This is a genomic window from Flavobacterium palustre, from assembly GCF_014639535.1.
GTDB classification, from domain to species: domain Bacteria; phylum Bacteroidota; class Bacteroidia; order Flavobacteriales; family Flavobacteriaceae; genus Flavobacterium; species Flavobacterium palustre.
This window is the reverse complement of the sequence record NZ_BMGA01000005.1, coordinates 116,997-130,099: the sequence shown is the minus strand read 5'-3', so window position 1 is coordinate 130,099 and position 13,103 is coordinate 116,997. Positions and strand designations below refer to the sequence as shown.

Below are 13,103 nucleotides of genomic sequence, written 5' to 3'. Positions count from 1 at the left end.
TAAGTTGGTCTATTTGTACTAAGAATTCGTTCGGGATTACTTTTTTTTGACTAATTTTATAGGACTTATATAAAATTAGAAATTATGGCAACAATACGATTAGGAGATATCGCTCCGGATTTTACAGCAGAAACGACACAAGGTACAGTACAATTTCACGAGTGGCTAGGTGATTCCTGGGGTGTTTTATTTTCACATCCATCTGATTTTACACCGGTTTGTACAACCGAATTAGGAACGGTAGCTAATTATTTTCCTGAGTTTCAAAAAAGAAATACTAAGGTTATTGCGTTAAGTGTTGATGGATTAGAATCGCACTTAAACTGGATTAAAGATATCGAAGAAACTCAAAATGTTACTTTGCAATACCCAATTATCGCAGATGAGAACAAAGAAGTCGCTAATTTGTATGATATGATTCATCCAAATGCCAATGATACTTTCACAGTTCGTTCCGTATTTATCATTGGTGCTGATAAAAAAGTAAAATTGATATTGACCTATCCGGCTTCAACAGGAAGAAATTTTGATGAATTGTTACGTGTCATCGATAGTTTGCAATTAACAGCTAATTATAGTGTGGCAACGCCGGCTAACTGGAAAGACGGTCAGGATGTGGTTATTTCTCCATCAATACCAGACGAAGATATTCCTGCTAAATTCCCAAAAGGATTTAATCGCATTAAATATTACTTAAGAATGACACCACAGCCTAATAAATAATTTTTTTAGGTTTCACCAATAAAAAAAGTACAATAAGATTTTCTTCCTGTTGTACTTTTTTTGTTTTTTCAGATAATTGATAAATATGCAAAGCTTAATCATAATGATGTCTGCATTTTACAATTTGTATTTCATCTTCCAGATATCTGTAAATTAACCGATGTTCGTCATCAATTCTGCGAGACCAAAAACCGGCATATTTATGTTTAAGTGGCTCGGGTTTTCCTATTCCTTCAAATGGAGTGCGGGCAATATCCTTGAGTAAATCATTGATTTTTTTTACTTTTTTCTTATCGATTTTTTGCCAATACAAATAATCTTCCCAAGATTCATCTACAAAGACATATCTCATTTTATTCTTCGATTAAATCTTTAGAAAATGATCGATTTGTTTTTAATTTTTCGATAGCAGCATCAAGACGTTTTTCATTTAAACGGGATGATAATTCATAGTTTGTTGCCATTAACGAATTATATTCTTCAAGAGATATCACTACAATCCCTGAATCTTTCCCTCTGTTGATTATAAGAGTTTCAAAATTCTTTGCTACTGCATCAAAGTAAGATTTAATATCTTTTCTAAAATCGGATATATTAGTAATTACCATAACTGTATTTTTTAGTGTACAAATATATGTACAATATTTGGTATTGTGTGTTGTGAAGTTGTTAAATTATAATCCTAAATTAATCTTGGCATACTGTAACAACATAATCGTTTTGGCATCTTTTAATTCTCCGGTTTCAATCATGTTGTAAGCCTGTTCAAAAGGCATTTCTAAAACCTGGATGTTTTCCTGTTCATGATCGAGTCCGCCGCCTTCGCTTACTTTCATAGAAGCATCATATTTGCCAATAAATAAATAAAGGATTTCAGTTATGGCTCCCGGTGACATATAGGTTTCCATGATTTTTTTGACCTTAGAAATTCTGTAGCCCGTTTCTTCTTCGGTTTCTCTGATGATGCATTGTTCGGGTTCGTCCTGATCTAATAATCCGGCACAAACTTCTACCATCATTCCGTTTTTATTTCCGTTTAGGTAAGTTGGTAAACGAAACTGACGCGTTAGAATGATATTTTTAGATGTGGTGTTGTAAAGCAAAATAGCAGCTCCGTTTCCGCGGTCATAGACTTCTCTTTGTTGGGTAATCCAGCTTTTATCTTCCTTTTGATAATCAAATGTTACTTTGTTCAGGATGTACCAGTTATCTGAAAGTAATTTGGTTTCTTTAATTTTTATTTCCGGATTGCTCATGTGTTTTTCTTTTACTGCAAATTCGCAAATTAAAAATGCAGAAGCAAAAAATAATTTGAGAATTTACGGTTTGTTTTTTGTTTTTGATGTATAAAAAAAAACGCCCTGAAAAATCAGAGCGTTAATTGTTTTATTTTGTGATTGTTTGTTTTCTATCCGGACCTACAGAAACAATTTTAATAGGCACTTCTAATTCTTTTTCAATGAATTCGATGTACTCTTTTAATTCAACCGGAAGCTCATCATAAGTTGTCATTCCAGTTAAATCCTGTTTCCATCCTTTGAATTCTTTATATACCGGAGCAACATTTTCTTCCTCAACATTGTATGGGAAGTGAGCAATGTTTTGTCCTTTATAGTTGTATTCAGTACAAACTTTCAAAGTATCGAAACCAGAAAGTACGTCGCCTTTCATCATCATCAATTGGGTAACTCCGTTTACCTGAACAGCATATTTTAAAGCAACTAAGTCTAACCATCCACAACGTCTGGCTCTTCCTGTAACTGAACCAAATTCGTTTCCTACTTTGGCCATAGTAGCACCTACTTCGTCAAAAAGTTCTGTTGGGAATGGACCGCTACCTACACGTGTTGTGTAAGCTTTGAAAATTCCGTACACTTCTTTGATTTTGTTAGGAGCAATTCCTAAACCGGTGCAAGCTCCGGCAGCAGTAGTGTTAGATGAAGTTACAAATGGATAGGTTCCAAAATCAACATCTAATAAAGATCCCTGAGCTCCTTCGCATAAGATTGATTTTCCTGCTTTTTGAGCCTGGTGCATGTATTCTTCACTGTCGATGAAATCTAATTTTTTAATTTCTTCGATGGCTTCAAAAAATTCAGTTTCTAATTCTTCTAAATTGTATTGTAATTCTACTCCGTAGAATGCAATCATTGCTTCGTGTTTGTCAGCCAAAGAACGGTATCTTTCTTTGAAGTCTTCTAATTCAATATCTCCTACACGTAATCCGTTTCTACCTGTTTTGTCCATGTAAGTTGGACCAATACCTTTAAGAGTAGAACCAATTTTAGCTTTCCCTTTAGAAGCTTCAGAAGCAGCGTCTAATAAACGGTGTGTAGGTAAAATTAAGTGTGCTTTTCTTGAAATGATTAATTTCTTTTTGATATCGATGTTGAATTTTTCCAATCCTTCGATTTCTTTTTGAAATACAACCGGATCAATTACAACACCATTTCCAATAACATTTACCGCTGATTTATGGAAAATTCCGGAAGGAATGGTTCTAAGTACGTGTTTAATTCCGTCAAATTCTAATGTGTGTCCTGCATTTGGGCCTCCTTGAAAACGAGCAATAATATCGTAATTTGAGGTAAGAACGTCAACAATTTTTCCCTTTCCTTCATCTCCCCATTGTAATCCTAGTAATAAATCTACGGTCATTTTTAATTTATTTATTTTATCGTTAATTCGTAGTGACAGTAAAAAAAGCCACTTTTTTTAAACTAAATGTTATCGTTATTGGTTTCTTCTTTATTTTCTTCTGTTTTTGGACTTCTCTTTGTACCATAAAAATACAAGGAATGATTGGTGATGTCCACATCAAAAATTTCCTCGATAGTTTTTTTGATGGTTTGTATCCTTGGGTCGCAAAATTCTACTACATCACCAGTATCAGTCATAATAAGGTGATCATGTTGTTTGTCAAAATAGGATTTTTCATAATGTGCCTGATTTTGCCCAAACTGATGTTTGCGCACCAATGCACAGTCTAAGAGTAATTCTATCGTATTGTACAGCGTAGCTCTGCTGACACGGTAGTTTTTGTTTTTCATTTTGATATATAGGTTTTCTATATCAAAATGCTCTTCGCTTTCATAGATTTCCTGAAGTATAGAGTAACGTTCAGGCGTTTTTCTATGCCCGTTTTTTTCAAGATACATTGTAAAAACGTTTTTTACAATCTCTTGATTTTTGTCGTTATTTGTGGAAATGAGTGTCATATTCGGCAAAGATAAATTTTTATTTTAATAGTTTTCAAGTTTAAGTACTTATAAGATAATAATTTTGTTTTTTTTAATAAAACTAACCCCTGACTTAAGGCTCTTTTTTGAAAACAAAATTTTAGGGCTATCCGAAAAAGTATTTAGAACAGAATGTGTTATGAAAGAAACTAATTTTTGTAAACACGGGTTACGCGGTCAATTCCGTCAATCTTTTTGATATTATCAATTAGTTTTTTCAAAATGGTGATATTCTGTACAATTACTGTTAGTTGTCCTTTGAAAAGTCCGGCGTCTCCACTCAACGAAATACTTTGAATATTCACATTCATGTTATTCGAAATTACTTTTGTTAATTCATTGGTCAAACCGATGGTATCCATTCCTGTGATATTCAAAATAGCCTTGAATTCCTGCTGAGAAGAATCAATCCATTTAGCTGGCATAATTCGATAAGCATAATTCGATTGTAAAGAAATGGCGTTAGGACAGTCTTTTTTATGCACTTTTATTCCTTCGTTGATAGTAACAAATCCAAAAACCTGATCGCCCGGAATTGGGTTACAACAAGTAGAAAGTTTGTAGTCTAATTTATCTTGTTCTTTACCAAAAACCAACATGTCATAATTGCTGTTGAGTACGGGTCTGTGGATATCGGTATCGGCTGTATTTCCGCCGGTGCGCTTGATTTTGCTTTTGAAGAAATTGATTAAAGTATTGCTTTTTTGCGCAGCAAAGTCTTTTAATTGCTGGTTGTCAATGGTGCCAATTCCCACTCGGTAAAATAAATCCAAACTGGTTTTAAGGTGAAAAAAGTTAACTAATTCATTAATCACCCCTTCGTTCATAGTAACTTTAAGGTGTTTTAATTTACGGGTAAGCACTTCTTTTCCTTCTTCGGCAATTTTCTTAGTGTTTTCGTTAAGAACGTTTCTAATTTTGTTTTTTGCTCTGGAAGTGGTTACGTAATCCAACCAGTTCGCGGTAGGTTTTTGATTTGGAGAAGTAATAATCTCTACCTGGTCACCACTTTTTAATTCGTAATTCAAAGGAACTAATTTTCCGTTGACTCTGGTTCCGCGGGTTTTGATTCCAATCTCGGAGTGGATGCTAAAGGCAAAATCAAGTGATGTGGCTCCTTTAGGTAGTGATTTAATATCGCCTTTAGGAGTAAAAATGTAGATTTCTTTTGAATACAAATTCATTTTGAAATCTTCCACAAAGTCAATGGCATTGGTTTCAGGGTTTTCTAATGCTTCCCGAAGTAAGTTAAGCCAAACGTCCAAACCACCTTCTTCGGTAGCTCCGTTTTTGTATTTGTAATGGGCGGCATAACCTTTTTCGGCAATTTCATCCATACGTTCACTACGCACCTGTACTTCAACCCAACGTCCTTTAGGTCCCATTACGGTAATGTGCAGGGCTTCATAACCGGTTGATTTAGGTGACGAAATCCAGTCTCTTAAACGGCTTGGGCTGGGTCTGTAATGATCTGTAACGATAGAGTAAATTTTCCAGGCAATGAATTTTTCATCGTGAGCATCTGATTTATAGACAATTCGAAGGGCAAATTTATCATAGACTTCGTCAAAGCTTACGTTTTGAGCCTTCATCTTTCTACGAATAGAGTAGATGGATTTTGGGCGTCCTTTTATGATGTAATCGATGCCTTCAGCGTCTAAAGAAGCTTTAAGTACGTCTGAGATGTCTTTGATGTAAGCATCCTGTTGTTCTTTAGTTTCTTTTATTTTGCTGACAATGTCATTGTATATGGCAGGTTCGGTGTATTTTAAACCTAAATCTTCCAGTTTTGTTTTGATGTTGTATAATCCTAATCTATGGGCAAGCGGCGCATAGATGTATAGGGTTTCAGAGGCAATTTTGACTTGTTTGTGATCGTCCATGGACTCCATAGTTTGCATGTTGTGCAATCTGTCGGCTATTTTTATCAGGATTACGCGCACGTCATCATACAAGGTCAATAACATCTTTCGGAAGTTCTCGGCCTGCATAGAGACATTCATGTCTTTTTGTACGATGGATATTTTGGTCAAACCTTCAACAAGTTGCGCTACTTTAGGGTTGAACATGCGTTCAATATCTTTGACTGTTGTTGGAGTATCTTCAACAACATCGTGCAATAATGCGGCTGCAATAGAAGTAGCTCCAAGACCTATTTCGGAAGCAACAATTTTAGCTACAGCAATAGGGTGGAAGATATAAGCTTCCCCTGATTTTCGTCTTTGGTCTTTATGGGCTTCTACAGCAACGTCAAATGCTTTACGAATGAGCTTTTTGTCGTCAGTAGTTAATGTTTGGTAACTAATGCGAAGTAATTCTTTGTATTCTTGAGCAATTGCTTTATTCTCTTTTTCAATATCTATTTCTGTCATAATTGCAGGGTTCATTTTCTAAAAATAGCGATAAGTTTGCATATATGCAAGAGTTGGGATTGTTGATTTTAGATTTCTGACTTTTGATTTTAGATTTGAAAACATCTGCAATCTAAAATCTAAAATCTGCATTCTACGATTTAAAATCCTCTTTGTCTTTTGGCTTCGAATATTAATATGGCTGCGGCTACCGAAACGTTCATGCTGTCAATTTCTCCCTGCATGGGGATGATAATGTTTTGTGTGGCAGCATCACGCCATTCCTGAGTGAGTCCGGTGGCTTCGGTTCCAACGACCAAGGCGGTTGGTTTTGTGTAATCCTGAGTGTGGTAGCTCGTTGAGTTTTGCAGGGTAGCACAGTAGAAATTGATGTTTTTTTCTTTTAGAAAAGAAATAATTTCTGTGGTGCTTGCTGTTGCAATTTGGTTCGTAAACAAGCAGCCCACACTGGAGCGAACAATATTAGGATTATATAAATCACTTTTTGGATTTGCGATAATTACGGCATCAAGATTAGCTGCATCGGCGGTTCTTAAAAGAGCACCAATGTTTCCGGGTTTTTCGGGAGCTTCGGCTACTAAAATTAAAGGTGTTGCGGATAATTTTAAATCAGCAAGTTGTAAAGATTTGGATTTGGCTACAGCCAAAATTCCTTCGGTAGTATCCCTGTAACTTAGTTTTTGAAATACTTCTTTGTTTATTTCGATTAATTCAGCTGATTTGGCTAATTTTCTAGCTTCGGTTTCGCTGCAAATTTCAGGATAGAATAATACCGTTTCAATTTCATAATGACCTTTTACAGCTAATGAAATTTCGCGTACTCCTTCAATTAAAAATGTTCCGGTTTGTCTTCTGTTTTTTGCTTTTTCCTGTAATAATACTAAAGATTTTATGAATGGATTTTGAATGGATGTAATTTGTTTCAAGAGATTCTAAATTTTAGTATTGGGAAAAATTAAACGGTTCTTTGGACTACTTCAAAAATTTTAGCATCCTCACATTTTAATGTTTTTGAAGGGAATTTCATTAATAAAGCATAGTCGTGAGTTGCCATCAGGATGGTTTTTCCGTTGGCATTAATTTTTTTCAAAACATCCAGAACTTCTACGCTGGTTTGTGGATCCAGGTTTCCTGTAGGTTCGTCGGCAAGGATTAGTTCAGGGTCGTTCAATAAGGCTCTGGCAATGGCTACACGCTGTTGCTCGCCACCCGAAATTTGATGAGGCATTTTTTGAGCATAGTTTTTCATGCCTACTTTGTCGAGTACTTCGTCAATTTTTCGATTCATTTCGTTTTGGTCGGTCCATCCAGTTGCTTTAAGAACAAAAAGCATATTATCCTGAATAGAACGATCCGGTAATAATTTGAAATCCTGAAAAACAATTCCAATTTTACGTCTTAAAAACGGAATATCATCTTCTTTCATGGTTTCTAAATCAAAGTCAACAATGTGTCCATTACCTTCAATTAATGGTAAATCGGCATAAAGAGTTTTCATTAAACTACTTTTTCCTGAACCGGTTTTTCCAATAATGTATATAAACTCTCCTCGGTTTACTTCCAGGTTAACATTCGATAAGATTACTTTATCTTCTTGATAGATAGTTGCATTTTTTAAGGATAGTACGGCTTGAGACATAATTAGCATTTGTTTATGGTGTAAAAGTAATTATCAATTATGAAATAGCAATAATCAAATACCAGTTTTTTAAGTCCTGTTAAAATATTTGTTCATAATAAAACCAATTAAGTAGTCGTTATCAAATGTAGAATATAATATATTTGGGTACTAAAATAAGATAAAAATGCGTAAACTTTTCTGGCTCTTTTTTTTGTTGGTTTTTGTTAAAACCACTACGCTTTTAGCACAAAAAACCTCTGTTTATACTAATGATTTTAAGGATTATAATAAAGCTGTTGCTTTGTACAAAGACAATCAGTATGCTTCGGCTCAGTTTCTTTTTGAAAAAGTTAAATCCGAAGTAAAAAACGAGGAAATTCAATCAGATTGTACTTTTTATGATGCGAGTTGTGCGGTTCGATTGGGTCATGCTAATGCTGATGTGTTGATGGAATCCTTTTTGGAAAAATACCCAACAAGCTCTAAAACTAATCAGGCTTATGTAGAATCAGCTCATTTTTATTTTAATCAAAAAAAATATTCAGAAGCTTTAAACAAGTTTGAAAAAGTAGATGAAAGCCAGTTGAGTGCTAAGGATAAAGACCGATTTAATTTCCAAAAAGGCTACAGTTTGTTCAGCTCTAACAATAAAAAAGAGGCTGCAACCTACTTTAATAAGGTTTTAAAATCAGAAGTTTATGGTTCTCAGGCTAAATATTATCTGGGTTTTATGGCTTATGAAGGTAATAATTATCAGGAAGCCAATAAATATTTTGATCAGGTAGCAACGGATGAAAAATATGCTGAGAAACTTTCCTACTATCAGGCTGATATGAGTTTCAAATCAGGGAATTTTGAAAAAGCAATTGCCTTAGGTCAAAAAGCGATGGACAAATCAAATGAAGCCGAAAAATCAGAATTGAATAAGATTATTGGCGAAAGCTATTTTAATTTAAAAAAATACAACGAAGCCATTCCGTATTTGGTGGCTTACAAAGGCAAAAGAGGGAAGTGGAATAACACCGATTATTACCAGTTGGGTTATGCTTATTACAAGAAAAATGATTTTGAAAACGCCATTGCTCAATTCAATAAAATCATTGGAGGAAATGATGGTGTGGCTCAAAATGCCTATTATCATTTAGGAGAAAGTTATTTAAAACTAGATAAAAAACAACAGGCTTTGAATGCTTTTAAGAATGCTTCCGAAATGGCTTTTGATGCTGCAATTCAGGAAGATGCTCATTTGAATTATGCCAAATTAAGTTATGAATTAGGAAATTCATACCAAAGTGTACCTGCTGTTTTGCTGGGTTTTATTAATAAATATCCAAATAATTCCAGCCGTCCTGTGGTGGAAAAATTGTTGATTGATTCTTATATTTCTTCTAAAAATTACAAAGAAGCGTTGGTTTTATTGGAGAAAAATAAATCACCGGAAAATAAATCGGCTTACCAAAAAGTAACTTTCTACAGCGGTTTAGAATCTTATACCGATAGAAATTATACTTTGGCTTTGCAAATGTTTCAGAAATCGTTAGCTAATACTGTGGATGCCGAATTTACAGCCAGAGCTACTTTCTGGAAAGCAGAAACAGAGTATGTTTTGGAAGATTACAATAAGTCGTTGTTAGGTTTTAAACAGTTTGCAGGAATGTCAGCTGCAATTGCAACACCCGAATATAAAAACAGCAATTACAATATAGCGTATGCCTATTTTAAATTAAAAGAATACGATGCTGCCGGAGATGCTTTTCAAAGATTTATTGATAAGGTAAAAGATGATAAAACCAGAATTACGGATGCTTATTTGCGTTTAGCCGATTGTCGTTTTGTAACAACTAAATATTGGCCGGCAATGGATGCTTACAACAAGGTGATTGAGTTGAAAAGTGTGGATGCGGATTATGCCTATTATCAAAAAGCAATTTCGTATGGTTTTGTTGGGAAAAACGACAAGAAAATAGACGAATTAAATGCGTTTATACAGGCTTATCCAAAATCAGCTTATCGTGATGATGCGATGTTCGAATTAGCGAATACCTATGTGGCAACTAACAAACAGGATTCGGCTTTAAAAGCTTACGACCGATTAATAAGCGAATATAAAAACAGTGCATATATTTCCAGAGCTATTTTGCGTCAGGGATTAGTATATTATAACTCCGACCGCAATTCGGATGCTTTGATGAAATTTAAAAAAGTAGCTGCCGAATATCCTAAAACTCCTGAAGCTCTGGAGGCCGTTGCTACAGCAAGATTGATTTATGTGGACAGCGGAAAAGTAGGCGAGTATGCTGCCTGGGTTCGTACATTAGATTTTGTAGCTGTAACTGATGCTGATTTGGATAATGATACTTATGAATCGGCGGTGAAACAATTTGAGCAAAATAACAATGCTCAGGCTATTTCCGGTTTCAGAGCGTATATTTCGAGTTTTCCAAATGGGATTCACGCTTTGAAAGCTAATTTTTATTTGGCGCAGGCCTACTATGCCGAAGGTCAAAAAGACAAGGCAATTCCAAATTATCAATATGTTGTAAACGAACCAAGAAACGAATTTAGCGAGCAGTCTTTGTCAAGATTAGGACAAATTTTATTAGAAAGTGGGGCGAAAGACAAAGCTATTCCGGTATTGAGTCGTTTAGAAAATGAAGCTGATTTGTTTCAAAATAAAGTTTTTGCACAATCTAATTTGATGAAATGTTATTATGAAAATAAGGATTATGCTAATGCGGTGGTGTATGCCGAAAAAGTTTTGAATAATCCAAAAACCGATGATAGTGTAAAAAGTGATGCGCAAATAATTATTGCCCGTTCAGCAATGAAAACTGCTGATGAATCTAAAGCTAAGGCGGCTTACGCCAAAGTTCTTTTGATTGCTAAAGGCGAACTGGCAGCAGAAGCATTGTATTATGATGCTTATTTTAAAAACAAAGAAAATAAGTTTGAAGCATCGAATGCTGTTGTTCAAAAATTAGCAAAAACCTACGCTTCTTACCGTTATTATGGAGCAAAAGGATTAGTGTTAATGGCTAAGAACTTTTATGGTTTAAAAGATAGTTTTCAGGCAACTTACATTTTAGATAACGTAATTCAGAATTTCTCTGATTTCCCGGATGTAGTTGCTGAAGCACAAACTGAATTAAGTGCTATTAAATCAGAAGAAGCTAAAACCAATTCGTCAGTTAAATAAAAGTTAGAAGTTAGAGAATAGAAATAAGAATATAGACAAGAGAATAGAAGTAAGGACAGAAAGAACATAGCTTGAATTTACCGTTTAGTCTCTTTTCTATATTCTTTTTTCTCTTTTCTTTTCACCAAAATAAAAAACAAGAAATATGAAGTTTAATTTCTCAAAAAAAATAAGCCTGTTACTTTTTCTAATGCTGTTTCAATTTTCTTTTGCCCAAAAGAAAGACAACGCCATTGGTTCAGAAGAGGTAAATATTGTAAAATCATATACACCAACAATATCAGATGCTTCTAAAATTCAGGAATCTCCTGTTCTTGATGATGCCGGTAATGCTAAAAAAGAAACGATAAAATATAGCATTTTTTCTTTTCCGGTGGCTTCGACTTTTACGCCTGCCAAAGGGAAGGCTGAAGGTGTGGAAAAGGAATCAAAAGAAAAGTTTTTTAACAATTACGCTACTTTGGCAATTGGAAATTACGGAACACTTAACGCAGAGTTGTTTGTCAATCAGGAATTAGAAAAAAATGATTATGTGGGAGGAATGTTTCGTCATTTTTCATCTCAGGGAGGGATTAATAATATAAAATTAGATGATTGGTTTTATGATACGGCATTGGATGTGACTTATGGTGCTAATTATGATAAAATGTCCTGGAATATTGATTTAGGATACCAAAATCAAGTGTATAATTGGTATGGTTTGCCAATGGATTTTGGAAGTACATTGTCTGCTGCCGACAGAAATAATTTGATAGGAAGCATTGATTCAAAACATGTTTATAACGGGATTTCTTTAGGAGGAAAACTTGATTTTTCTGAAGGGTTTTTTAAAGAAATGGCAGTGAAATTCAATCATTTTGCAGATAGTTTCGACTCAGCTGAAAACCGTTTCTACGCTAAACCAAAGTTACAATTTGATCTGGGCGGTCAATTTGTTACAACGGATATTACTGTGGATTATGTGGGGGGAACTTTCGAAAAAAATTATGACAATACCAATACAGAGAAACTAAAATATGGTTTTACTAATTTGGGGATTTCTCCTAGTTTGAATATTCAGGAAAATGGCTGGGATGTAAAATTAGGTGCTTCGTTGTTTTACAGTATCGATAAAATGGGAAATGATAATAAGTTTTTAATATACCCAAATGTGAGCGTTGCTTATCCGGTTGTTGAGGATTTGATGATTTTTTATGCCGGAGCCGAAGGAAGTTTAGAGCAAAATTCTTATGCCGATTTTGTGAAAGAAAATCCGTTTTTGTCGCCAACTTTAGCCATTATGCCTACCGATAGACAATACGATGTTTTTGCCGGTTTAAAAGGAAAATTAGCCTCAAGTGTAAGTTATAATATTCGTGGTGCATATACCAATGAAAGAAATAAGGCTTTGTTTAGAAGTAATGATTATACTGAGAATACAACTAATGAAGATTATGCTTTTGGAAATTCATTTCAGGTGGTTTATGACGATGTGCGAACCTTTCGCTTTTCAGGGGATTTGAAAGCTGATTTTTCCGAAAATGTGAGTTTTGGAATTGGAGGAACTTTTAGTAGTTATAAAAATAGTAATGAGCAAGAAGCTTGGAATTTGCCGTCTGTTGAAGTTAATTCATCCATAGATTTTAATATTACACCAAAATGGTATGCCGGAGTTAAGGTATTTTATGTGGGAGAACGTAAAGATTTACAAAGTAATACTGATGCAGCAGTGGTTTTGTCGCCAGTGAAATTAGGCAGTTATTTTGATTTGAATTCTCATGTGGGGTATAAATACAATGCCCAGCTAACAGGATTTATTAAGTTGAATAACATGACTAATAATTCTTATCAAAAATGGCTGAATTATCCTGTACAGGGTTTTCAGGTGATGGTAGGGGCGAATTACAAATTCGATTTTTAACATTTAACCGCAAAGGACGCGAAGAAGGCGCAAGGTTCACAAAGATTTTAAT

Annotated in this window: 11 protein-coding genes; 3 read left to right on the top strand and 8 right to left on the bottom strand. The window is 34.6% G+C overall.

Translation table 11 applies throughout. From position 1 onward, the window contains the following. The first annotated feature begins 84 nt into the window (after positions 1-84). Positions 85-723 carry a peroxiredoxin gene (locus IEV84_RS11020; RefSeq protein ID WP_188494342.1) on the top strand — a complete coding sequence of 213 codons (639 nt, stop codon included), beginning with the start codon at positions 85-87 and terminating at the stop codon, positions 721-723. A gap of 94 nt (positions 724-817) precedes the next feature. Here IEV84_RS11020 and IEV84_RS11015 read toward each other — a convergent pair whose 3' ends face one another. From IEV84_RS11015 to IEV84_RS10980, 8 genes are all read right to left on the bottom strand, one after another. After that, the gene (locus tag IEV84_RS11015; protein ID WP_188494341.1) at positions 818-1,075 is read right to left on the bottom strand and encodes a Txe/YoeB family addiction module toxin; all 258 of its coding nucleotides are present in this window, start codon (positions 1,073-1,075) and stop codon (positions 818-820) included. 1 nt (position 1,076) lies between these two features. Beyond that, a complete protein-coding gene (locus IEV84_RS11010) occupies positions 1,077-1,331 on the bottom strand; it encodes a type II toxin-antitoxin system Phd/YefM family antitoxin (protein ID WP_188494340.1) in 255 nt (84 codons plus the stop codon). A gap of 66 nt (positions 1,332-1,397) precedes the next feature. Further along, complete coding sequence (nudK, locus tag IEV84_RS11005) at positions 1,398-1,979, bottom strand: GDP-mannose pyrophosphatase NudK (protein ID WP_188494339.1); 582 nt, start codon at positions 1,977-1,979, stop codon at positions 1,398-1,400. Positions 1,980-2,109: 130 nt separating this feature from the next. After that, positions 2,110-3,381: an adenylosuccinate synthase gene (locus IEV84_RS11000; protein WP_188494338.1), complete on the bottom strand. Its 1,272-nt coding sequence runs from the start codon at positions 3,379-3,381 to the stop codon at positions 2,110-2,112. A gap of 62 nt (positions 3,382-3,443) precedes the next feature. Next, complete coding sequence (locus IEV84_RS10995) at positions 3,444-3,941, bottom strand: Fur family transcriptional regulator (protein WP_188494337.1); 498 nt, start codon at positions 3,939-3,941, stop codon at positions 3,444-3,446. Positions 3,942-4,111: 170 nt separating this feature from the next. Beyond that, positions 4,112-6,334, bottom strand: coding sequence for a RelA/SpoT family protein (locus IEV84_RS10990; RefSeq protein WP_188494464.1), 2,223 nt, complete (start codon positions 6,332-6,334; stop codon positions 4,112-4,114). 140 nt (positions 6,335-6,474) lie between these two features. Further along, the gene (locus IEV84_RS10985) at positions 6,475-7,260 is read right to left on the bottom strand and encodes a TrmH family RNA methyltransferase (protein ID WP_188494336.1); all 786 of its coding nucleotides are present in this window, start codon (positions 7,258-7,260) and stop codon (positions 6,475-6,477) included. 29 nt (positions 7,261-7,289) lie between these two features. Beyond that, on the bottom strand, positions 7,290-7,973 hold the full coding sequence (locus IEV84_RS10980; protein WP_188494335.1) for a cell division ATP-binding protein FtsE: 684 nt from the start codon (positions 7,971-7,973) through the stop codon (positions 7,290-7,292). 166 nt (positions 7,974-8,139) lie between these two features. Here IEV84_RS10980 and IEV84_RS10975 point away from each other — a divergent pair, with 166 nt between their 5' ends. Continuing rightward, positions 8,140-11,151, top strand: a complete 3,012-nt coding sequence (locus tag IEV84_RS10975; RefSeq protein WP_188494334.1) for a tetratricopeptide repeat protein — start codon at positions 8,140-8,142, stop codon at positions 11,149-11,151. A gap of 145 nt (positions 11,152-11,296) precedes the next feature. Continuing rightward, the gene (locus IEV84_RS10970) at positions 11,297-13,051 is read left to right on the top strand and encodes a TonB-dependent receptor (protein ID WP_188494333.1); all 1,755 of its coding nucleotides are present in this window, start codon (positions 11,297-11,299) and stop codon (positions 13,049-13,051) included. Positions 13,052-13,103: the final 52 nt, after the last annotated feature.

What these genes read in the sequence shown, in the direction of transcription:
- IEV84_RS11020 (WP_188494342.1), top strand. Translation starts at nt 85, where the DNA reads ATGGCAACAATACGATTAGGAGATATCGCTCCGGATTTTACAGCAGAA.
- IEV84_RS11015 (WP_188494341.1), bottom strand. Translation starts at nt 1,075, where the DNA reads ATGAGATATGTCTTTGTAGATGAATCTTGGGAAGATTATTTGTATTGG.
- IEV84_RS11010 (WP_188494340.1), bottom strand. Translation starts at nt 1,331, where the DNA reads ATGGTAATTACTAATATATCCGATTTTAGAAAAGATATTAAATCTTAC.
- nudK (WP_188494339.1), bottom strand. Translation starts at nt 1,979, where the DNA reads ATGAGCAATCCGGAAATAAAAATTAAAGAAACCAAATTACTTTCAGAT.
- IEV84_RS11000 (WP_188494338.1), bottom strand. Translation starts at nt 3,381, where the DNA reads ATGACCGTAGATTTATTACTAGGATTACAATGGGGAGATGAAGGAAAG.
- IEV84_RS10995 (WP_188494337.1), bottom strand. Translation starts at nt 3,941, where the DNA reads ATGACACTCATTTCCACAAATAACGACAAAAATCAAGAGATTGTAAAA.
- IEV84_RS10990 (WP_188494464.1), bottom strand. Translation starts at nt 6,334, where the DNA reads ATGACAGAAATAGATATTGAAAAAGAGAATAAAGCAATTGCTCAAGAA.
- IEV84_RS10980 (WP_188494335.1), bottom strand. Translation starts at nt 7,973, where the DNA reads ATGTCTCAAGCCGTACTATCCTTAAAAAATGCAACTATCTATCAAGAA.
- IEV84_RS10975 (WP_188494334.1), top strand. Translation starts at nt 8,140, where the DNA reads ATGCGTAAACTTTTCTGGCTCTTTTTTTTGTTGGTTTTTGTTAAAACC.
- IEV84_RS10970 (WP_188494333.1), top strand. Translation starts at nt 11,297, where the DNA reads ATGAAGTTTAATTTCTCAAAAAAAATAAGCCTGTTACTTTTTCTAATG.